The sequence below is a fragment of the Gelidibacter sediminis genome (genome assembly GCF_004364975.1).
In the GTDB taxonomy this organism is placed as follows: Bacteria; Bacteroidota; Bacteroidia; order Flavobacteriales; family Flavobacteriaceae; genus Gelidibacter; species Gelidibacter sediminis.
In genome coordinates, this window is the sequence record NZ_SOBW01000008.1 from 761,199 (window position 1) to 784,530 (window position 23,332).

Consider the following 23,332-nt stretch of genomic DNA (forward strand, 5'->3'; position numbering starts at 1 on the left):
CCTTAATTTTAATAATAAGGAATCTAATTACCGACTTTATCATTTTTACTAGGATTATTTAAAAGTGATTCTATAGCCGATCTCCACTGATTTATTATAATTTCCTCTTTCAACAAATTGCATTGGAATGAAGAATTTATTGAAAATTTATCTCTCAACACTTTGCTGTTTATAAGTTTGTCTAAGCATATTTCCATTCGGTTCTGATCGCCCACAGGTATTAGAAACCCATTAAAATTATTTATAATAAGTTCTGATGGCCCTGATGGGCAATCTGTGGCAATACAAGGTAATTCGAAATATAACGCCTCCATCAAGGCGTTTGGGAATCCTTCGTAGCGCGAAGAAAACGCAAATATCGAGGCACGATTGTAATAATCGGCAACGTTATCAACCTTTCCAAGCAATAATATTTTGTCTTCCAAACCTAACGATTTGATAAGTCGCTCATAGTTTCCTCTATTTTTTCCTTCGCCAATAATAATAAGTTTCCAACCTTCATGATTTATAGATGCAAACGCCTTAATTAATAAGTCTTGATTTTTTTGATTATCTAATCGCCCGATATTTAAAATTACCAATTCTTTACTTATGGATTTATTTTTCAAAACACTCAACTCATTACTAATTGGGTTTTTGATGATCAGCAATGAATTCTCTCGCATGAATTTTGAAAAGTAATTTAAAATCTCCTTTGTTTGAATTATTAGTAAGGAGCTAAAAGGATAAAGAAATATTCTTAGTTTGAACATTAAATTACTAATATCACTGTATTTAGGATGTATTCTTTCACTAATAATACTTGGTATTCTCAATAATTTTGAAATTATAATTGCAAATAAATTCGGTGTCGTCATAAATCCAATAATCACATCTGATCTATGTTTTTTCGAATAGCAAAAAACATTTTTAAACAAAATGAGATGATGATAAATTGAATGAAAAAAGGTTTTATTTCTAACAAAATCTTCTGTGCAGTAATTTATTTTAACTTTAGAGTTAACTCTATAGAAAGGCGAGCCTTTAAAAAATACAATTATTTGAACATCATAATATTTAACTAAATGATTTGCCAATATTGTTAAAACTCGCTCGGCACCACCATTTTGAAGGTCGGGAATAATAAATGTTATCTTTTTCTTTTCCAAATTGATTTTTTAATACGAGTTAGTTGTGAGCGAAGATTACGGACTAAAAGTATTCAATTATTTTTTATTTCATTCGTACAATAACTAAAAATAGTTGGAAGTCAATTTTCTCAGGATAAAATGATTAGGTGTATTGAGAACATTCAGTTCCAATGTAGATTTAATCGGATAAAAGTATAAATTTAATCGATGAAACGTCTAAAATTAAATTTTGTACGTACATACAGATGTGTTCTTGAAAAGAGGTAAAACTGTTGTTAATTCATAATAATTGTAGGATAATTATTTCAATAATTATTATTACGTCGATTTTTGGAGCATTTTAACGTTATTAATCATTCTATTCTTTAGATTAGTTGTCTAAATTATTGCCCTAAATGTTCAATTGTAAATGAAATCCCCAAATTGCTTTCGTGTTTACATAGGTCAGTCCTATGATTATTTTTTATTAGTTCTTATTTTTTTATTCAATTGCATTCTTGGTTTTGGCCAGGAATATCCTAAAGATGAGGCGATAAATTCTGTTGATTGGAGTATTTACAAATCACCATCCAATCTTCCTGGATATTTGATACCTTTTAACGATCCTGTAACGGGTAATAAGGTTACGAGAATTAGCGATATAAACACCTTTGGATGTGATTGTTCCCAATTGAGACATCGATACGCCAAAAATCAACCATGGAACTCTGACGGTACGTTAATAATGACTTCCGGCTCACCCTCTAAAATTTTAGATGGTTCTACTTTTAAGGTGCTGTACGAAAGCCATACGAAGGCGTTATGGAGTAATACCCATCCACATTATACCTATGACACTTCTAGTAATTCCACTTTTGTGAAGAAAAATATCATTACAGGTGTTATTACAGTTTTACATACATTTTCAAAGTATTCAGCTGTTAGTATCGGTAATGATGAAGGCAATCTCTCAAATGACGATAGATATGTAGCACTGATAGGAACAAGTGGATCTAATAAATCAGTAATTGTTTATGATATACTAAATGATGTCATAATTAGTGAGAAATCCTTGGGAACCGTCGAAATTGATTGGGTATCAGTTTCTCAATCTGGAAATTTTGTAGTTATAAGTGGTTACTCGGATGGTTCCGGACCATTTCAAGGAATAAAGTCTTATGATAAATTTATGAATAATGAGGTGCATTTATATAGCGGACGACCTCATGGGGATATTGGTTTTGATACTCAAGGGAATGAAGTATACGTGGCATATCAAGGACCTAGTGGTTATAGTCTGTCATACGCGAGACTCGATAATGGTGCTATACAAGGACTTTTTCCTTATTCGGGGGCAGAGGGTGATCGAGGTTTATGGGGTGGGCACATTAGTACAAGAAATTTGGAACGACCAGGTTGGGCTTATGTGAGTGACCAAGGACATCCCACTGATGTCAATAAACATGAGGCTACACGAGAAAATTTTGCGATTAAATTAGACGATACGCAAACAATTGAACGATTTGGAAAGCATCATTCTAATTTAAATGTAAATTCGAGTTATTATCACCAAGCTCAAGCGGTTCCTAATCGGAATGGTACAAAAATGTTATTTGCCAGCAATTGGGACGATAGTAGTTTAAAAAATTCAACTTATCCAGTTATGTTTGTTGTAGAAGCCACGCAATCCAAAACAAGCATTACAGCCAACGCAGGAACCGATGTATCTATTTGCGAAGGTAATGACACTAAACTTACGGCCACTGGAGGATCAAGCTATCTTTGGAGTACTGGAGAAACCACAGCTAGTATCACAGTTAAACCAGAAGCTACTACTACATATACAGTTACTGCTTACGATAGTTCAGGAAATAATTCTGATACAGATGATGTCGTGGTAACAGTTAATCCCTTGCCAACTGTAAGTGCAGGTCCTGATGTAAATCTCAACTTAGGAGAGGCTATCACCTTAACTGCATCTGGAGCAGATTCCTATTTATGGAGCACTGGAGCAACGACTGCGAGCATTGAAGTAAGTCCAAATAGCACTACCACTTATACAGTAACAGGAACGACAAATAATTGCGAAGCTTCAGATGCAGTCACCGTTTTTTCGGTAGAAGCCAGCGTTAACGCCAACGCTGGCGAAGACACCATAATCTGCCAAGGCTCTACCGCCACCTTAACCGCCACCGGAGGTACTTCCTACCTATGGAATACAGGTGCCACCACAGCAAGTATTGAGGTGTCGCCAATTGAGACCACTACATATACGGTGACAGCGTATGATGCTACAGGTGACAAATCTGATACTGATGAGGTCTTAGTTGCTGTCAATCCTCTACCAACCGTTGATGCAGGCAAGGATGTCACTATCAACTCAGGGGAGAGTGTTGTTTTAACAGCTACAGGTACTGAATCCTTTAAATGGGATACAGGTGCTACAGAGGCGAGCATAACGGTGAGTCCAACTGCAACAAAAACATATACGGTTACAGGAACAACTAAAGGTTGTGAGGTGACAGACACCATCATAGTAACGGTTCTGAATAAGTCTGAAATTACAGCAAATGCTGGTAAAGACCAAACCATTTGTGAAGGTGCAAGTGCCACCTTAACCGCCACCGGAGGTACTTCCTACCTATGGAACACAGGTGCCACCACAGCAAGCATTGAAGTTTCTCCAATTGAGACCACTACATATTCTGTTACAGCGTATGATGCTAAAGGTGACAAATCTGATACTGATGAGGTCTTAGTTACTGTTAATCCACTACCAACTGTTGATGCTGGAAAAGATGTCACCATTAATTCTGGGGAGAATATCACCCTAACTGCAATAGGTACTAAAACGTTTAAATGGGATACAGGTGCTACAGAGGCGAGCATCACAGTCAGTCCATCTGCAACAAAAACATATACGGTTACAGGAACAACTAACGGTTGTGAGGTGACAGACACCGTTACTGTAACTGTATTAAACTCTACACAAACTACTGCTGATGCAGGAATGGATCAAACCATTTGCGAAGGTGCAAGCGTAACTTTAACGGCCACTGGAGGTGATTCGTTTCTTTGGAACACAGGTGCCACTACGCCAACTATAAAAGTGTCACCTAGCCAGACAACAACTTATACTGTAACAGTCAGTGATACCTCAGGTAATACATCTGATACTGATGATGTGGTGGTTACTGTCAATCCATTACCAACAGTTGATGCTGGAAAAAACAAAGTCATCAAAATTGGGGAGAGCATCACTTTAACTGCAACAGGGGCACAATCCTATATATGGAATACTGGCGCTACAGAAGCAAGTATTACAGTGAGCCCGTCTACAACAACGACCTATACAGTAATTGGTTCTACAAATGGCTGCGACGCTACTGACACGATAACCGTAAGAGTGCAAGGCTCGAATGAGGTTGTAGTGGATGCGGGAAAAGATCAATCAATTTGTGAAGGTGGAAGTGTTATTCTAACGGCCACCGGAGGAGAAACATACCTTTGGAATACAGGAATCACCACAGCAAGTATTGAAGTATCGCCAAGTGAGACCACAACTTACACGGTTACAGCGTACGATTCAAAAGGAAACCCCTCAGATTCCGATGATGTGATTGTCACCGTTAATCCTATTCCAATTGTTGATGCAGGTAAGGACGTTACGATCAATTTAGGCGAAAGTGTGGTGCTATCAGCAACGGGAAGCAATAACTACCAATGGAGTACAGGTGTTTCAGGGCCTTCAATTAATGTTAGTCCTACATCAACTCAAACTTATACCGTTACGGGTACATCTAATACTTGTGAAGCAACTGATTCTGTAACCGTAACTGTGCTAAATACTGACACAACTGCTGTAAAAGCAAATGCTGGTTTAGATCAAATTATATGTTATGGTACGAGTACTACACTTACGGCTACTGGGGGTGATACTTATTTATGGAATACCGGAGAAACGACGTCAAGTATCAATGTAAGTCCTACGGCTACGACAAAATTCACTGTCACAGCTTATAAAGGAGATGTTTCTAGCACTGATGAGGTTGTTGTGTATGTAGATGCGAAACCCAATGTGACCATAACGAATGGAGCAGAAGCTGCCATCCTTGAAGGCGAATTTATTACCCTTTCAGCCACTGGTGCAGATTCTTACTTATGGAGTAATGGCGCAACTGAACCCAATATTGCTGTGAGCCCGAGAGCTACCAAAACTTATAGTGTGACAGGGACTATCAACAATTGTGAGGCTCAAAAATCGGTTGTTGTTAATGTATTTGAGAAAGTGGTTGCTAATGCAGGGTCGGATGTAACACTGTGTAGAAACGAAAAAACTGTACTGACTGCTGATGGTCCTAAAAATAGCAGTTACTTATGGAGTACAGGTGAAACAACAAAAAGTATTACTGTAGAGCCAAAAAGCGATACAGAATACTCGGTTATGGTTTATCATGAATTAGATTCGGACACGGATAATGTCATGGTTAAAGTTGTAAACTGTAACAGCCCTCAAGGTTCTGGACAATCTGGACAACTTGTACAAACGTTAGAACCGTCTAGAGAACTTAATGATGGGTTGACAGAATTGGAATTTGTAGTATATCCAAACCCTACATATGGCGATGTCAATATCAAAATTTCTGGACTTACAAACCTGTCTAGTATTCATTTATATGATCTTTCAGGTAAAGCATTATACAATGAAACGATTAACGATGGGGAGATTCAAAGTTATACTAAAACCCTAGACCTTTCACAGTACACGTCTGGGATCTATTTATTACAATTGGTTGATGATAATCGGGTTGTTACCAAAAAGATAATTTTGAAGTAACAAGCTTGAAATTTATAAAAGCAGACAGGAGCCACAGTTGTAAAACTGTGGCTCATTTATTTTAATTTAAAAGGATAGATTCTATAGTAGCTAGGGAATCACAATTCTTAATCTGGAATCTGAAATCTTGATCTTTAAAACTGTTTTCAATAATGTATGTTTTGCAAGGTTCTGTTTTTGTGTTACTTTCAGAAAAATTTACGGATCCATGTTTTATCATATCAGCTACAATTAAGGTATCCATTTGAAATGTGCGCATGGTTGCTAGGGCATCTTCTGAATATGATTTCTTTTTTTGCGATATAACCTTTATTGTTCTAGCATTAGGGCCGTAAGCACATGATGTTTTTTTTCCGCTTAAAAAGAAGGCTAGAATTATCAAACCGATGGAGAAGCCACCTAAATAATAACCCAAACGATGTATGAATTTCATTTTAAAAAATTAAGAGATTGACGTCACTGTATTTCAAATCGAACCAATTGGCCACCGATTTGTTTGTTAAAATACCGTGGTAAAAGTACAATCCATTTTTTAAACCTCTATCAAATCGGAGTGCATTTTCAATACCGCCGTCTTCAGCAATTTTTAAAAGATAAGGAGTAAACATATTACTAATTGATACAGAGGCTGATCGGGAATAGCGTGCGGGAATATTTGGTACACAATAATGAACTATGCCATTGTGCTCAAAAGTGGGCTTATCGTGAGAGGTAACCTCGCTGGTTTCAAAACAGCCACCCATATCAATACTGACGTCAATTATAACAGCGCCAGATTTCATACAGTCTACCATCGATTCCGTTACCACAATGGGCGCTCTATTGGCGCCACGAACAGCTCCAATTGCAACATCACAACGTTTCAATGCTTTTAATAAATTTTTGGGTTGTAATGTTGAAGTGTAAAGCGTTCTTCCCAAATTTGATTGAACAGTTCTTAACTTGGTTATGGAATTATCGAAAATTTTCACATTGGCGCCTAAGCCAATTGCTGAACGTGCGGCAAATTCGCCAACAGTGCCGGCACCAATGATGACCACTTCCGTTGGCGGTACACCACTGATGTTTCCAAACATCAATCCGTTGCCGCCGTTCATGTTAGATAATAATTCTGCGGCAATAAGAATAGAAGCAGTTCCAGCAATTTCACTCAATGATCTGACCGCAGGGTAGGAGCCGTCATCATCTTTAATAAATTCGAAGGCCAAAGCAGTAATCCGTTTAGCAGCTAAAGTTTCAAAATATTTTTTATGTTGGGTTTTTAATTGAAGTGCAGAGATTAATAACGTTTGCGGATTAATCATCTTTATTTCATCTAATGATGGCGGTTCGACCTTTAATATTATGGGACAAGAATATACTTTTGCAGTATCTTTAGTGATTTCCGCACCAGCTTCACTATAGGTTTTATCTTTAAAATTTGCGCCAGCACCGGCACCTGCTTCAATCATAACCCGGTGGCCATTGGATACTATCGCTGAAACCGCATCAGGAGTAAGGCAAACGCGTTTTTCCTGAAAATATGTTTCTTTGGGAATGCCAATAAATAGGCTACCTTTTTTTTTATAAATCTCCAGAATCTCTTCTTGAGGAAGTAATTGGGCTCTGGTAAAAGGGGAGATTGATTTGCTCATTTAAGTTTAAAATAAGCAGTCAAATTACAAATATTTTTTTTAATTTTTAAGATCTAAACTTAGAAGTAATCACTTAACTTTTCAATAACGCCTTTAGGTTTAATTTTAAATTCTTCTTCAAGCTCCTGTAACGTCTTATCTGCATCGTTAATTTTATTAAATACCTTAGCTCTAATTAGATATATAGAGGGTATTATAATGGCCATCACTGGTAATAAATATATAAGATCAAAATCATCAACTGATGTAACAGTGTCTTGTAGAACGGCACCAATAATTTGATAAATGAACATTGCTATAGGGGCAAGTAAGGCATGATACCACCAATGTCGACAGGTGAAGAACCAAATAATGAGAAAGAATAGGGTTATGAGCTTCCCAGTAAGCATCCACATCGCGGTTTGGGCATTTTCATAAAATCCACTATTATATGTAAATAAAAAGGTCTCCCATTCAGGTGTAGGAGGTACATAATTATACAGATAAAACAAAAAGGGAGATCCTGCAATTAATGTTGCAAGGATGCTCCCTAATAAAAATTTCTTTTTTGTACTCTTATTACCCGTTTCTTGGGATTTTAATCGTAGATTTTTCAATGTTTGTTGTTGTTTGTCCATTTAGGTCAATAAGATTTGTTGCTTGTGCAGTGAACAATGCACCTCCAAAAATTGCTAATGCAATTACGTACTTTTTTGTTTTCATAATTCAAGGGATTTAATTAATTAATTGATTCAAATTTAAGTTTAACACATTTGAAAAAGTGTTAAATAAATGTTAAAACTAATCGCTTAACCCTTGTGAACGTTACGGTTTTCCCGTACTCTTCAAAATTGACGGGAGGTGTGCCTGCTAATTATTTTCAATTTTTTTATTCATTTTATCAACGTAGAGGTCCAAAAAAAAGATTTTAAACCATTTTTAATGATCTAGTACCGTCTAAATTCAAGGTAATGTCAATTTTTTGTACATCTTTCGGTAACAGTTCTGCAATTTTATCAGGCCATTCAATTAATATCCAATGATTGGAAAACAAATAGTCCTCTATACCAAAATTTAATGCTTCCTCTGCATTCTTAATTCTATACAAATCAAAATGATATATTAGTCCGCTGTTGGTTTCGTATTCATTAACAATTGAAAACGTAGGACTATTTACATTTGACGTACTTCCTAATAGCTTGGACAACGCTTTAATTAAGGTTGTTTTGCCAACACCCATATCTCCATAAAACAATAATGTCTTAAAGGTCGCATGCTGAATAATAGCTTTCGCCACAGATTCAATGTCGTTTAAAGCATAAGTGATTTCCATCAAATACGTAATAAAGTTTACTTATTATTAGGCAATATTAAGAATTATAACTGTAAAAAACTAATAATATGTGTATTTCATCGGAGTTTTTATACACTACATGGAGTTATTTGGGGTTTAATACGACAAATGGTATGATCATTTCTTCCAATGAAACGCCACCATGTTGGTAGGTGTTTCTAAAATAACTGACATAATGATTGTAGTTATTTGGGTAGGCTAGAAACATATCCCCTTTAGCAAAAATGAAAGAGCTACTCATGGTTATGGTAGGTAGATGAATGTCTTTTGGATCTTTAACTACAAATACATCTTTAGCTTCGTAGGTCAGGCTTCTCCCAGTTTTGTACCGAAGATTTAAACTTGTCTCTCTATCTCCAATTACTTTAGTTGGATTATTTACGTTGATGGTACCGTGATCCGTTGTCAGAATCAGTTTAAAGCCCATATGCTGTGCTTTTTGTATCATTTCTAACAGTGGGGAGTTTTTAAACCAGCTTAAGGTAAGTGATCGATAAGCCTTATCATTTGAAGCCAACTCCTTAACCACCTCCATTTCTGTCTTAGAGTGGGAAAGCATATCTACAAAATTATAAACTACAACCGATAGGTTATTGTTTTTTAAAGATTTGAAATTATCAACCAGTTTCTTGCCTGTTTGTAGATTGGTAATTTTATGATATTCAGTTTTTAAATTTTGTAGACCCAACCGTTTTAACTGGGCTTCCATAAATTCCGCTTCAAACAAGTTCTTACCTCCGTCATCCACATCATTTTTCCAATATTCCGGATGGCGTTTCTCCATCTCACTGGGCATCAAACCAGAAAAAATGGCATTACGGGCGTACTGTGTTGCCGTTGGTAAAATACTGTAAAATGAACTCTCGCTGTTTTTCTTATAATAGTTGCTTACTACGGGTTCAAATGCTTTCCATTGATCATACCGTAAATTATCAATTACAATCAGCAATGTGGGCTGCTTGTCTGACAGTTCCGGAACCACTTTGTCTTTGAAAAGATTATGAGACATAATTGGTGCGTCGGCGTTTTTCTCAAACCAACTGGAATAATTTTTTTCAATAAATTTTCCAAATTGAGCATTTGCTTCTGTTTTTTGGGATTCTAAAATCTCAGTCATCCCCACATCCTCAATATCCTCTAACTGAAGCTCCCAATAAATTAATTTCTGATACAAGTCTGCCCATTCTTCATAGCTGTTCACCATAGACATATCCATGGCAATCTTTCTGAATTCCTGTTGGTAATTGGAAGTCGTTTTTTCTGAAATCAATCGCGAATGGTCTAAATTCTTCTTTAAGCTTAATAAGATTTGATTTGGGTTGACAGGCTTTATAAGGTAATCCGCTATTTTATTACCTATAGCTTCTTCCATAATATATTCTTCTTCGCTTTTGGTAATCATCACCACAGGAAGATTGGCCCTTCGCTCCTTAATTTCATTTAAGGTTTCCAACCCCGTCAACCCTGGCATGTTTTCGTCCAAAAAAACAATGTCAAAATTAGTATCATCTATAATTTCCAACGCTTCGGTGCCGCTTTTACAGGTGGTCACTTTATAGTTCTTTTTTTCTAAAAAAATGATATGGGGCTTTAGCAAATCAATTTCATCGTCAACCCAAAGAATATTTATATGGTTCATGTATATTTGTTTATAATTTAATGATTAAACTCTCAAGATTGAATAAAGTAAACAAACTGAAAATTTTTAACGACCCAATTTACGGATTTATTACGATACCGAATTCGTTAATATTCGATTTGATTGCGCATAAGTATTTTCAAAGGTTGCGTCGTATTTCTCAAATGGGAATGTCATATCTAGTTTATCCGGGAGCGCATCACACTAGGTTTCATCACGCCATGGGAAGCATGCACTTGATGCAAAAAGCAATCAATGTGCTTCGTTTTAAGGGCGTTGAGATTTCTAAGGAGGAGGAAAATGGATTATTGATAGCAATATTGTTACATGATATTGGTCACGGCCCATTTAGTCATGCCATGGAGCACAGCATCGTTACAGGTGTATCTCATGAAGCTATTTCCTTGCTTTTTATGCAGCAATTGAACATTGAATTTAACGGAAGTTTAACGCTAGCTATAGAGATCTTTAAGGGTGTATATCACAGAAATTTTATGTGTCAGTTAATTTCTGGACAATTGGATATGGATCGCGCCGATTATTTGAAGCGTGATAGTTTTTATACGGGAGTGGCTGAAGGTAATATTAATGCTGAACGCTTGATTACTATGCTCAATGTTGTAGATGACGAATTGGTGGTGGAAGAGAAGGGTATTTATAGTGTAGAGAAGTTTTTAGTGGCTAGAAGACTTATGTATTGGCAAGTTTATTTACACAAGACAAGTGTGGTTGCTGAACAATTATTGATGAGGGTTTTGAAACGCGCAAAGGAATTAACGATTAAAGGTGTCCAATTGAACGCTAGCAGGGCGCTGACTTATTTCTTAAAGAATGAAATAAGCACTTCTAATTTTAATAATGAAACCTTAGATGTTTTTGCTCATTTAGACGATTATGACATTGTTTCCGCAATGAAAGAATGGCAATACCATGAAGACTTTGTATTGAAGAACTTATGCGATATGATAATCAATCGGGACCTTCTGAAAGTAAAAGTGAAAGATAAAAAAAGCCAATTAAAGAACATTCAGGAATACAAAAATAATTTGATGCAGCGCTATGATATCTCTGCACAAGAAGCAGACTATTTTGTCTTTACTGGGCAAATTTCCAATCAGGCATATCAGCTTAAATCACAGAATATTAATATATTGCACAAATCTGGAAAGATTGAAGATATCGTAAAAGCGTCAGACCAGTTGAATTTAAAAGCATTGTCAAAACCGGTTACCAAATACTATGTTTGTTATCCTAAACCGGAGTCCATTTCTTGAACAACCAATATTTATAGTAACTTTATAAGGAGTTCTCATTTTCTGAACCGTTAATAACTCCATTATAAACAACTCTCCAACAAACAAGAATATATGGGACATTTTTTCTATTTTTGCGTTTGATGAAATTTACAGCATTACAAATAGCAGAAATTTTAGATGGCGATATCGTGGGCAATCCCGATGTTGAAGTTTCTAAACTTTCAAAGATAGAAGAGGGTACTGAAGGCTCATTGACCTTTTTAGCTAACCCTAAGTATAAACCTTATATCTATAATACTAAAGCCTCTATAACTATAGTGGGCAAATCTTTTGAAGCCGAAAGCGTAATCAGCACCACGCTGATTAAAGTGGAAGATGCCTACAAATCCTTTTCGAAATTGTTGGAGTACTATAATCAGGCTAAACTTAATAAATTTGGTGTTGAGCAACCTTCATTTATAGCCGAATCCAGTACTTACGGGACTGATGTGTACATTGGTGCATTTACCTATATTGGAGAAAATGTGAAAATTGGAAATAATGTAAAGATTTTTCCAAATTCATACATTGGCGATAATGTAAAAATTGGAGACAACTCCATATTGTATGCTGGGGCTAAAATATATTTTGATTGCATAATAGGAAAGGACTGTGTCATCAATTCAGGGGCTATAATTGGAGCGGACGGGTTTGGTTTTGCGCCCAATGAAAATGGAGAGTACACCAAGGTGCCACAAACTGGAAATGTTATCTTAGAAGATTTTGTTGATATTGGTGCAGCCACTACCATTGATAGAGCTACTTTAGGTTCTACAATTATTAGAAAAGGGGTGAAACTGGACAATCAGATTCAAATTGCCCATAATGTAGAAATAGGTAAAAATACCGTTATTGCAGCGCAAACCGGTGTTGCTGGATCTACTAAGATTGGCGAAAATTGTATTATTGGAGGACAGGTAGGTATTGCCGGCCATATTGCTATTGGTAATAATGTAAAAATACAAGCACAATCTGGAGTGGGGAGGAACGTTAAAGATGATGAAGCAATTCAGGGTTCGCCTGCATTTTCTTATGCTGATTTTAATAAATCTTACGTGTATTTCAAAAATCTACCTAAGATCATGAAAGAAATTAATGTTATTGATAAAAAAGTAAATGGGAATAGTTAAAACAAACTTTAAACAGAAAACCATTCGAGAGAGCGTATCTCTTACGGGTGTGGGGTTGCATACAGGTAAAGATGTAACCATGACGTTTTTGCCTGCGCCAGTTAATTCAGGCTTTTCATTTAAACGTTTAGATCTTGAAGGTACACCTATAATTGAGGCCGATGCAACATATGTTACAAATACACAACGTGGCACATGTTTAGAAAAGAATGGTGTGCTAATTCAAACTTCAGAACATGTATTGGCGGCTTTAGTAGGAATGGATCTTGATAACGTGACCATTGAACTGAATGCTTCTGAACCTCCAATTATGGATGGATCTTCCAAATTTTTTGTGGAAGCCCTTGAGAAAGCTGGTGTTGAGGAACAGGAGGATTTTAGGGAAGAATATGTTGTGACCGACGTCGTTTCTTATATGGATGAAAATTCTGGGAGTGAAATTATTATCATGCCCGCAAAAGAATACCAAGTAACGACAATGGTCGATTTTGGAACCAAAGTTTTAGGGACACAAAATGCCACTTTAAACACCATTCACGATTTTAAGGAAGATATTTCGGATTCCAGAACGTTTAGTTTCTTGCACGAAATTGAAATGCTTTTAGAACATGGACTTATAAAAGGCGGCGATTTGAACAACGCCATTGTTTATGTAGATAAGGAATTATCGCCTGAAACAATGGAAAAATTAAAAGTTGCCTTTAAAAAAGATACCATTGCAGTGAAACCTAATGGTATTTTAGATAATTTGACACTGCACCATCCCAATGAGGCTGCACGACATAAATTGCTTGATGTTATTGGCGATTTGGCGCTTGTGGGCATCCGATTAAAAGGTAAAGTCATTGCGAACAAGCCAGGTCATTTTATCAATACACAGTTTGCAAAAAAAATGTCCAAATTGATTAAAATTGAAAGGAGGAGCAATGTGCCTGTAATCGATCTGAACCAGGAGCCTCTAATGGATATTAATCAAATTATGGATATGTTGCCACACAGGCAACCGTTCTTATTGATAGACAAAATTTTCGAATTAACGGATACTGGTGTTATCGGGGTAAAGAATGTTACCATGAATGAACCGTTTTTCGCTGGACATTTTCCTGGAGCTCCAGTGATGCCAGGTGTATTGATTGTGGAGGCCATGGCACAAACTGGTGGGATTTTGGTGTTAAGCACTGTTCCTGATCCAGAAAATTATTTAACCTTCTTTATGAAGATAGACAAGGTTAAATTCAAACAAAAAGTAGTTCCGGGAGATACACTAATCTTTAAGTGTGACTTAATTACACCTATTAGAAGGGGTATTTGTCATATGCAAGGCTACGCATATGCCAATGGAAAACTTTGTGCAGAAGCAGAGTTGATGGCACAAATATCAAAAGTTAAATAAGACTAATCACCTAAGTTCTTTAAGTGACTATATTGTGTCCATTTTAAGAGCAGTAAATAAATAGAAAAGTAAATGAACCAGCCACTCGCATATGTGCACCCTGGAGCAAAAATTGCAAAAAATGTTGTAATTGATCCTTTTACAACCATACACAACAATGTGGTGATTGGAGAAGGAACTTGGATAGGGAGTAACGTGACTATTATGGAAGGCGCGCGCATTGGTAAAAATTGTAATATTTTTCCTGGCGCTGTAATTTCAGCCGTTCCACAAGATTTAAAGTTTAAAGACGAAGATACTACTACTGAAATTGGTAATAACGTAACCATCAGAGAATGTGTAACTATTAATAGAGGAACAACAGACAGAATGAAAACCATAATTGGTGACAACTGTCTGATTATGGCTTATTGCCATATTGCACACGACTGTATTGTGGGAAACAATTGTATATTCTCAAATAACAGTACATTAGCAGGCCACATTACTGTGGGTGATTATGTGGTATTGGCAGGGATGACCGCGGTTCATCAATTTTGTTCCATCGGTAATCATGCCTTCGTTACAGGAGGCTCTTTGGTACGCAAAGATGTGCCGCCCTTTGTAAAGGCAGCTAGAGAACCATTATCCTATGTAGGAATTAATTCAGTAGGTCTTAGAAGACGCGGATTTTCTTCAGACAAAATCAGAGAGGTACAGGACATTTACCGAATTCTTTATCAAAAAAATTATAACAATACTCAAGCATCAGAAATTATAGAGGCAGAAATGGAAGCCACGCCTGAGCGTGATGAAATTTTACAATTTATTAAAAATTCGCATCGCGGCATTATGAAGGGCTATTTCAAGTCTAATTAAGCAATCAAAAATAATCAAACCATAATAACAAATTAAATACAGAATGGCAACTACATCAGATATAAGAAATGGAATGTGCATTAGGTACAACAATGATATTTATAAGATTACCGAATTTTTGCATGTTAAACCGGGTAAGGGTCCAGCGTTTGTTAGAACAAAAATGAAAAGTGTTACCAACGGAAAAGTTTTGGACAATACATTTTCAGCAGGACATAAAATTGATGAAGTTAGAGTAGAAACTCACAAATTTCAATATTTATATAATGATGGTGAATTTTACCATTTCATGAACCAGGAAGATTATACGCAAATTAGGCTGATGGAAGCTGCATTGGATAGACCTGAATTAATGAAGGAAGGAGAAGTGGTCACAATTCAAATCAATACAGAAGATAATATGCCGCTGTCAGTAGAGTTGCCTGCTACGGTAACTTTGGAAGTTACTGCTACTGAACCAGGAGTTAAAGGTAATACGGCTACAAATGCTACAAAGCCAGCCACTGTAGAGACTGGAGCTGAAGTCAATGTGCCTTTATTTATTAATGAAGGTGATAAAATTAAAGTTGAAACAGAAAAAGGTACTTATAAAGAGCGGGTTAAGGAATAAGTTTGAGAAGTTTAGGAGTCTATAAAGTTTAGATGTTTATAATGTTAAACCTTTCAAATTTAAAGCTTCCATCACATTTAACCACTAAAACCCTAAACTAATAAACTCTTCAACTCATCAACTTAGCAATACATCAAGTAAATAAAATGAAATTCCCAAAACCTCATACTTTAAAACAAATTTCCGAAATTATCAATACCAGCTATGTTGGTAATGCTGATTTCCCGGTTTTGGGCATGAATGAGATTCATGTAGTGGAACCCGGAGATATTGTATTTGTAGATCACCCTAAGTATTATGACAAAGCATTAAAATCAGCTGCCACAATTGTTTTGATTAATAAGGAAGTAGATTGTCCTGAGGGCAAAGCATTACTCATCAGTAATGATCCGTTTAGGGATTTCAATAAATTGACCCAACATTTTAAACCATTTAGAAGTGCGAATCAAAGTATTTCTGACTCGGCTCAGATTGGAGACAACACAATACTTCAACCAAATTGCTTTATAGGTCACAATGTGGTGATTGGAGAGAATTGTTTGATACACTCCAATGTGGTCATTTATGATGATACAGTTATTGGAGACAATGTCACAATTCACGCAGGTACGGTGTTGGGTGCAAGTGCATTCTATTATAAAAAACGACCTGAAGGATTTGATCAATTAATTTCTGGTGGTCGAGTTGTAATTAAGGATAATGTGCATATTGGCGCACTATGTACTATTGATCGTGGGGTTACCGGAGATACAATCATTGGTGAAGGTTCAAAATTGGACAATCAGATTCAGATTGGGCATGACACTGTTATTGGTAAAAAATGTTTGATTGCCTCTCAAGCGGGAATTGCAGGATGCGTGGTAATAGAAGATGAAGTTACCATTTGGGGGCAAGTGGGCAGTACCAGCGGTATTACAATTGGCAGTAAGGCAATTGTTCATGCACAAGCTGGTATCAGTAAGTCTTTAGAAGGGGGCAAAACCTATTGGGGGAGACCAGCTCAAGAAGCCAAGTCTGAATTGAAAGACAAGATCTATATTAAGCGAATTCCAGAAATAATAGAACAATTAAAGCACAAATAATGTCTGCAAAAGAAATTGTCAAATCCTTTTATGATTCAAATTTAGCGAATGGCTTAGACCTTATTCCTGAATATATCCATCCAGATTGTCAATTACATTGGAATAGCTCTTCGGGCTACAATGTGATGGATTATGATGGATTGGTTCGGTTTTTTAAGGGTATTAAGGCATCTTACCACTCGTTAAGAACTCAAATAAGTCATTTGCTCGAAGATGAAAATTTTGTAACCATCAGGTATACCATGTTTGCAAGTACTATTGAGGATCCTGATAATGAGCAGCCTTTGGCTAATTTTATTAGTATCTGGGAATTAAAAGACAATAAACTTTACAAGCGCTATGAAATAAGCCAAATGGCCGACGATAATTTAGAAAGTTACAAATCATTTTCAGAAATAAAAGTTTAACAAAGACTTCATAAGTGCTTTTAAATAGATTACTTTTGCGAAGTCTTAAAATTTAAAAAATAATATAAATGAGCGTTTTAGTAAATAAAGATTCAAAAATAATTGTTCAAGGTTTTACAGGCAGTGAAGGCACTTTTCACGCTGAACAAATGATAGAATACGGAACAAATGTGGTTGGAGGTGTTACACCTGGTAAAGGTGGGCAAACCCATTTAGACAGACCTGTTTTCAATACTGTTGAAGACGCAGTTAAAGAAGCCAAGGCAGATACGTCTATTATTTTTGTACCGCCAGCGTTTGCTGCAGATGCCATTATGGAAGCTGCTGATGCGGGTATTAAAGTGATTATCTGTATTACGGAAGGAATTCCTGTAGCAGATATGATTAAGGCTTCAAATTATATTAAGAATAAGAATTGCCGATTAATTGGTCCTAACTGCCCGGGTGTTATTACTCCAGGTGAAGCTAAAGTTGGTATTATGCCAGGTTTCGTATTTAAAAAAGGTACTGTAGGTATTGTTTCTAAATCTGGAACATTAACTTATGAGGCGGCCGATCAAGTAGTTAAACAAGGTTTAGGTATTACAACTGCAATCGGTATTGGGGGCGATCCAATTATTGGAACGACAACTAAGGAAGCTGTTGAATTGTTAATCAACGATCCAGAAACTGAATGTGTAGTTATGATTGGTGAAATTGGCGGACAATTGGAAGCAGATGCTGCTAATTGGTATAAGGCAAGTGGTAGTAAAAAGCCAATTATTGGTTTTATTGCAGGCGAAACTGCACCTGCAGGTCGTACAATGGGTCATGCTGGGGCTATTGTTGGTGGAAGTGATGACACTGCTCAGGCCAAAAAGGAAATTATGAGAGCTTGTGGAATTCATGTTGTGAATTCTCCAGCTGAAATTGGTAAAAAAGTAGCCGAAGTTATGGCGTAATTACCGACTATAAATTTTAAGAAACCTCACAATTTTGTGGGGTTTTTTTATTTGATACAGCTTCTAATCCTTATATTTGATTTGAGAATTATCAACCTAGTGAGGATGTTTAAACAGAAGTAGGTTAGCATTCACTACTAAATTTATATTTATGAAATTACTACAAGGAAAAACAGCAATTATAACCGGTGCAAGTAGAGGTATTGGTAAAGGCATCGCTCAATCATTTGCCGAACATGGTGCAAATGTCGCATTTACGTATAGTTCTTCTGCAGAGTCCGCTAAAGCGCTTGAAGATGAGTTAAACACCTTAGGCATTAAGGCTAAAGGCTACCAAAGTAATGCGGCAGACTTTAATGCGGCACAACAACTAGCAGAAGATGTATTAGCTGAATTTGGAAGCATTGATATTCTGGTAAATAATGCTGGAATTACAAAAGATAATCTCTTAATGAGAATGGGTGAGGAAGATTTTGATAAAGTGATTGAGGTCAACCTTAAATCTGTTTTCAATATGACTAAAGCTGTACAACGCACCATGCTTAAACAACGCAAAGGTTCTATTATTAATATGAGTTCTGTGGTGGGAGTTAAAGGAAATGCCGGGCAGGCAAATTACGCTGCATCAAAGGCCGGAATCATAGGTTTTTCTAAATCTGTAGCTTTAGAGTTGGGGTCTCGAAATATTAGAAGCAACGTTATTGCACCAGGGTTTATTGAAACAGAGATGACTGCAAAGTTAGATGAAAACACGGTTAAATCGTGGAGAGATGCTATTCCGTTAAAACGCGGGGGGTCTCCTGAAGATATTGCTAATGTTTGCGTGTTTTTAGCTAGTGATATGAGTGCTTATGTAACAGGTCAGACAATAAATGTTGATGGAGGTATGCTCACCTAATAGTTATTTCATTGAATTGCGAATTATGATTTTGCGACTCTTAATTTTCGTAAATTGTAATTCGTAATTCATAATTTATAATGCAAACAGAAATAATCCTATACATTATATTGGCTGGAATTTTAGCGCTTTCATTAGCGCTTTTTCAATATATATATAGGTCAAAAAAACGGGATAAGTTATCGTGGAGTCTAACGTTTTTACGCTTTACCACCTTATTTTCGGTACTTTTATTATTGATCAATCCCAAATTCAATAAGACATCCTATTATACCGAAAAACCAAATCTCATTGTAGCCATTGACAATTCTGAATCTGTTGGGTTTTTAGAACAAACAGACAACTCCAACAACTTTGTAGCACTGCTTAAATCAAATGAGGCACTTAACGATAGATTTGATATTGAATATTATAAGTTTGGAAAAGATGTAGGCGTTTTGGATCAATTGAGCTTTAATGAAAAGCAAACCAACCCCACAGTACTTTTTGATCGTTTTTCGCAAGTTTATGGTAATTCAATTGCACCGCTTTTAATGGTTACAGATGGCAATCAAACCTATGGTAATGATTATGAGTTTGGGTTTCAAAAATTTAAACAACCCGTTTTTCCAATAATTTTGGGTGATACCATTAACTATATTGACCTTAAGATAGAACAACTTAATGTCAATAAATATGCGTACTCCAAAAATAAATTTCCCGTTGAAATAATTGTAAATTACAATGGGAATGAGGATGTAACTTCCCAGTTAATACTTACCTCAGGGAATTCTACTGTGTATTCACAGTCTGTAAAATTTTCCAAAGAAGCAACAAGTAGGATTATCACACTGACACTTCCCGCCAACACTCCTGGTGTGCATAGCTATAAAGCTACTTTAAAGCCAATTTCTAATGAGAAAAACACGATCAATAATGTCAAGAATTTTGCAGTTGAAGTAATTGATAGAAAAACAAGTGTGGCCATTGTTTCAGATCTTTTACATCCAGATATGGGAGCTTTAAAAAAGGCTATAGAAAGCAATGAACAACGGTTAGCTACAATTCTAAGTCCATCAGAATTTTTAAATCATACTGTTGATTTTCAGCAGGTTATATTGTATCAGCCGAATGATAAATTTAAGTCTGTTTATAAGGCATTAGAAACCATGCAAATAAACATATTTACCATCTTAGGGACGAAAACCAAATGGTCTGATTTGAATGATTTACAAAACGATTTTAAACAATCGATCACCAATCAATTTGAGGATTATCAATCTGAATTGAACTTAAATTACAATTCATTTATTGTTGAAGATCTGGGTTTCTCTGATTTTCCGCCTTTGTCAACTGAATTCGGACCCCTCAAGTTTTCTGTGCCCATTGATGTAATATTATATAAAAAGGTTAATGGTATACAACTAAAAGAACCTTTACTACTAACATATGAAGTTGGCCAGAAGAGGGCAGTAGTAATGAATGGTGAAGGCATTTGGCGTTGGAGGGCGCAAAGTTATTTAAATGATAAATCATTTAATGGTTTTGACAATTTCATTGGTAAAATTATTCAATATCTAGATTCCGAACAACGGAAAAGCCGTTTGAACATGTCCTATGATTCATTTTATGACGGCAACGATAATGTAGTGATGACAGCTCAATTCTTTAATAAAAATTATGAATTTGATACTTCTGAAACACTTGAAATAACTGTAACGAATAAAGACAATAAACAATCGCAAACACTTCCATTCATCTTGAAACAAAACAATTATCAAGTAGATTTGAGTGGCTTGCCGGCAGCCGATTATCAGTTTACCGTCAGATCTAAAAATGAAAATATCTCTAAGTCAGGAGAATTTAAAATTTTAGACTACAATGTTGAACAGCAGTTTTTAAACGCGAATGTTTCTAAACTTAAGGGCTTAGCAACGAAGAGTCAAGGAACAGCTCATTTTATTAAGGATAGCGAAGAAATCGTGGCACAACTTTTAAAGGACGAAAGGTTTGCAACCATCCAAAAAAGCACTAAAAATGTTGTACCTTTGATTGATTGGAAATTTCTACTCGCATTAATCGCGTTAAGCCTCTCCTTAGAGTGGTTCATTAGAAAATACAACGGATTAATTTAAAAAACTATTTAATTATTTATGGAAAAATTACCTAAAATCGCACTACCTGTTATCATTGGTGCAATTATCTTAATTATTATCATTGCTAAATCAGCCATAACTGTCGATTCTGGACAGGCCGGGGTGTTATATAAAACATTTGGGGGTGGTGTTGTTACAGATGAACCCGCACTAGGTGAAGGGTTTCATATTGTAGCACCATGGAATAAAGTATTTATTTATGAAGTAAGACAGCAAGAGATATTTGAAAAAATGAGCGCTTTATCTTCAAATGGTTTAGATATCAAATTGGATGCATCCATCTGGTTTCAACCTGAATATGAAAATCTAGGAAAATTACATCAAGAAAAAAGTGAGATGTATAAAGAACGCATTCTATTGCCTGCTGTAAGATCAGCAGCAAGAAGTGTTGTTGGTCGTTATACGCCAGAACAGTTGTACTCTAGTAAGAGAGATGCGATTCAATCAGAAATTTTTGAAGAAACTAAAAATTACGTAGATGATCAGTACATTCAACTTATAGATATATTAGTACGTGATGTAACATTGCCGCCTACTATTAAAGATGCTATTGAACGTAAATTAAAACAGGAGCAAGAATCTTTAGAATATGAGTTCAGGTTGGTGACAGCAGCTAAAGAAGCTGAAAAGGTAATTATTGAAGCTCAAGGTAAAGCAGATGCGAATAAGATTTTGAGTGCCTCTTTAACAGATAAAATTCTTCAGGATAAAGGAATAGAAGCTACCGTTAAACTGTCTCAGTCTAGTAATAGTAAGGTTATTGTTATTGGATCAGGAGATTCAGGATTACCAATTATACTTGGTAATCAATAGTTTAACTCCATGTATTGCTATAAATTAAAAATTATTTTAAATTTTTTAATTTCATCCTTGGGATTTATAAAATAATTTTTACGACATTTGTAACATACAATAAGAGCATGAAGTTTATTCAATCACATCATCACCATCATCATATTTGCACTCAAGCGAACTGAAGATGTATTGAATAAAGTCAACATATTTTAAAAACCGTTTGAGTAAATCAAGCGGTTTTTTTTGTTTTTATTCACCTCAAAACCTTACTAAGCTAGATTTACTCAAATATCATCTAAGTCAAATTAAAAGCTACCCACAGTATGGGCCACAACAATGAGTAAATTAAGAATAGCAGTACAGAAATCAGGTCGTTTACACGACGATTCCATGAAACTCCTCAACGATGTTGGTGTTTCTATAGACAATGGTAAAGATCAGCTTAAGGCGTCGGCCAAGAATTTCCCTTTAGAAGTGTTTTATCTTCGAAATGGAGACATACCTCAATATTTAAGAGATGGTGTTGTTGATGCTGCCATCATAGGTGAAAATATTTTAGTAGAAAAAGGAAAAGATATTTCTATTATAGAAAAATTAGGATTTTCATCATGTAAAGTTTCTATAGCTGTTCCTAAATCATTTAAATATAAAGGTATTAAAGATTTGGAAGGCAAACGAATAGCAACATCTTATCCAAATACTGTAACTCAGTTTTTAGAGACCAACAATGTATCTGCTCAACTGCATATAATTAATGGATCAGTAGAAATAGCACCAAATATTGGTCTGGCAGATGCTATTGTAGATATTGTTTCAAGCGGCAGTACGTTGTTTAAGAATAATTTAAAGGAAGTTGAAATCTTATTAAGTTCTGAAGCTGTTTTAGCCGCATCACCGATGATTTCTGCTGCAAATGAAACTATTTTAAGGCGTTTGCAATTTAGGTTTCAATCCGTATTAAAAGGAAGACAGTCAAAGTATGTGCTTTTAAATGCACCAAATGACAAGTTGGATAAAATTATAAATGTACTGCCAGGAATGCGTAGTCCCACTGTTTTGCCTTTGGCACAAGAAGGATGGAGTTCTATCCATTCTGTAATAACAAAAAATGAATTTTGGGATGTTATTGATGAGCTAAAAGCTAATGGAGCTGAAGGAATTTTAGTCTGTCCTATTGAAAACATGGTCATTTAATTGTAAAACTTAACTTCGAGATAAGGACAAATAAACGCTACA

Annotated in this window: 19 protein-coding genes; 13 read left to right on the top strand and 6 right to left on the bottom strand. The window is 35.8% G+C overall.

Annotated elements, in window-relative coordinates; genetic code table 11:
* Nucleotides 1-23 precede the first annotated feature (23 nt).
* The gene (locus BXY82_RS10025) at nucleotides 24-1,148 is read right to left on the bottom strand and encodes a glycosyltransferase family 4 protein (RefSeq protein WP_133758058.1); all 1,125 of its coding nucleotides are present in this window, start codon (nucleotides 1,146-1,148) and stop codon (nucleotides 24-26) included.
* A gap of 391 nt (nucleotides 1,149-1,539) precedes the next feature.
* Here BXY82_RS10025 and BXY82_RS10030 point away from each other — a divergent pair, with 391 nt between their 5' ends.
* A complete protein-coding gene (locus BXY82_RS10030) occupies nucleotides 1,540-5,946 on the top strand; it encodes a T9SS type A sorting domain-containing protein (protein ID WP_133758059.1) in 4,407 nt (1,468 codons plus the stop codon).
* A gap of 61 nt (nucleotides 5,947-6,007) precedes the next feature.
* Here the strand turns inward: BXY82_RS10030 and BXY82_RS10035 are convergent, their stop codons facing one another.
* From BXY82_RS10035 to porX, 5 genes are all read right to left on the bottom strand, one after another.
* The gene (locus BXY82_RS10035) at nucleotides 6,008-6,379 is read right to left on the bottom strand and encodes a hypothetical protein (protein WP_133758060.1); all 372 of its coding nucleotides are present in this window, start codon (nucleotides 6,377-6,379) and stop codon (nucleotides 6,008-6,010) included.
* Nucleotide 6,380: 1 nt separating this feature from the next.
* Complete coding sequence (locus tag BXY82_RS10040; protein ID WP_133758061.1) at nucleotides 6,381-7,580, bottom strand: alanine dehydrogenase; 1,200 nt, start codon at nucleotides 7,578-7,580, stop codon at nucleotides 6,381-6,383.
* A 59-nt stretch (nucleotides 7,581-7,639) separates the two neighbouring features.
* Nucleotides 7,640-8,197, bottom strand: a complete 558-nt coding sequence (locus BXY82_RS10045; protein ID WP_133758062.1) for a hypothetical protein — start codon at nucleotides 8,195-8,197, stop codon at nucleotides 7,640-7,642.
* A gap of 290 nt (nucleotides 8,198-8,487) precedes the next feature.
* A complete protein-coding gene (tsaE, locus tag BXY82_RS10050; RefSeq protein ID WP_133758063.1) occupies nucleotides 8,488-8,892 on the bottom strand; it encodes a tRNA (adenosine(37)-N6)-threonylcarbamoyltransferase complex ATPase subunit type 1 TsaE in 405 nt (134 codons plus the stop codon).
* A 106-nt stretch (nucleotides 8,893-8,998) separates the two neighbouring features.
* Nucleotides 8,999-10,552, bottom strand: a complete 1,554-nt coding sequence (gene porX / locus BXY82_RS10055) for a T9SS response regulator signal transducer PorX (protein ID WP_133758064.1) — start codon at nucleotides 10,550-10,552, stop codon at nucleotides 8,999-9,001.
* 38 nt (nucleotides 10,553-10,590) lie between these two features.
* Between porX and BXY82_RS10060 the strand changes: the two genes are divergently transcribed.
* The 12 genes from BXY82_RS10060 to hisG all read left to right on the top strand — a co-directional run bounded on the left by BXY82_RS10060 (nucleotide 10,591) and on the right by hisG (nucleotide 23,290).
* Nucleotides 10,591-11,826 carry an HD domain-containing protein gene (locus BXY82_RS10060; protein WP_133758065.1) on the top strand — a complete coding sequence of 412 codons (1,236 nt, stop codon included), beginning with the start codon at nucleotides 10,591-10,593 and terminating at the stop codon, nucleotides 11,824-11,826.
* A gap of 122 nt (nucleotides 11,827-11,948) precedes the next feature.
* On the top strand, nucleotides 11,949-12,977 hold the full coding sequence (lpxD, locus tag BXY82_RS10065) for a UDP-3-O-(3-hydroxymyristoyl)glucosamine N-acyltransferase (protein ID WP_133758066.1): 1,029 nt from the start codon (nucleotides 11,949-11,951) through the stop codon (nucleotides 12,975-12,977).
* Complete coding sequence (locus BXY82_RS10070) at nucleotides 12,964-14,370, top strand: bifunctional UDP-3-O-[3-hydroxymyristoyl] N-acetylglucosamine deacetylase/3-hydroxyacyl-ACP dehydratase (protein WP_133758067.1); 1,407 nt, start codon at nucleotides 12,964-12,966, stop codon at nucleotides 14,368-14,370. The genes lpxD and BXY82_RS10070 overlap by 14 nt, the downstream gene beginning before the upstream one ends.
* 72 nt (nucleotides 14,371-14,442) lie before the next feature.
* Complete coding sequence (lpxA, locus tag BXY82_RS10075; RefSeq protein ID WP_133758068.1) at nucleotides 14,443-15,228, top strand: acyl-ACP--UDP-N-acetylglucosamine O-acyltransferase; 786 nt, start codon at nucleotides 14,443-14,445, stop codon at nucleotides 15,226-15,228.
* A 43-nt stretch (nucleotides 15,229-15,271) separates the two neighbouring features.
* Nucleotides 15,272-15,838, top strand: a complete 567-nt coding sequence (gene efp / locus BXY82_RS10080; RefSeq protein WP_133758069.1) for an elongation factor P — start codon at nucleotides 15,272-15,274, stop codon at nucleotides 15,836-15,838.
* A gap of 146 nt (nucleotides 15,839-15,984) precedes the next feature.
* A complete protein-coding gene (locus tag BXY82_RS10085; RefSeq protein WP_133758070.1) occupies nucleotides 15,985-16,920 on the top strand; it encodes a UDP-3-O-(3-hydroxymyristoyl)glucosamine N-acyltransferase in 936 nt (311 codons plus the stop codon).
* On the top strand, nucleotides 16,920-17,327 hold the full coding sequence (locus tag BXY82_RS10090; protein WP_133758071.1) for a nuclear transport factor 2 family protein: 408 nt from the start codon (nucleotides 16,920-16,922) through the stop codon (nucleotides 17,325-17,327). The genes BXY82_RS10085 and BXY82_RS10090 overlap by 1 nt, the downstream gene beginning before the upstream one ends.
* Nucleotides 17,328-17,395: 68 nt before the next feature.
* Nucleotides 17,396-18,268: a succinate--CoA ligase subunit alpha gene (gene sucD / locus BXY82_RS10095; protein ID WP_133758072.1), complete on the top strand. Its 873-nt coding sequence runs from the start codon at nucleotides 17,396-17,398 to the stop codon at nucleotides 18,266-18,268.
* A 151-nt stretch (nucleotides 18,269-18,419) separates the two neighbouring features.
* Nucleotides 18,420-19,166 (top strand): 3-oxoacyl-[acyl-carrier-protein] reductase, encoded by a 747-nt coding sequence (gene fabG, locus BXY82_RS10100; protein WP_133758073.1) that lies wholly within the window; start codon nucleotides 18,420-18,422, stop codon nucleotides 19,164-19,166.
* Between the two features lie 80 nt (nucleotides 19,167-19,246).
* Complete coding sequence (locus BXY82_RS10105) at nucleotides 19,247-21,280, top strand: VWA domain-containing protein (protein WP_133758074.1); 2,034 nt, start codon at nucleotides 19,247-19,249, stop codon at nucleotides 21,278-21,280.
* 18 nt (nucleotides 21,281-21,298) lie between these two features.
* Nucleotides 21,299-22,114, top strand: a complete 816-nt coding sequence (locus tag BXY82_RS10110; RefSeq protein ID WP_133758075.1) for a prohibitin family protein — start codon at nucleotides 21,299-21,301, stop codon at nucleotides 22,112-22,114.
* A 318-nt stretch (nucleotides 22,115-22,432) separates the two neighbouring features.
* The gene (hisG, locus tag BXY82_RS10115) at nucleotides 22,433-23,290 is read left to right on the top strand and encodes an ATP phosphoribosyltransferase (protein ID WP_133758076.1); all 858 of its coding nucleotides are present in this window, start codon (nucleotides 22,433-22,435) and stop codon (nucleotides 23,288-23,290) included.
* Nucleotides 23,291-23,332 lie beyond the last annotated feature (42 nt).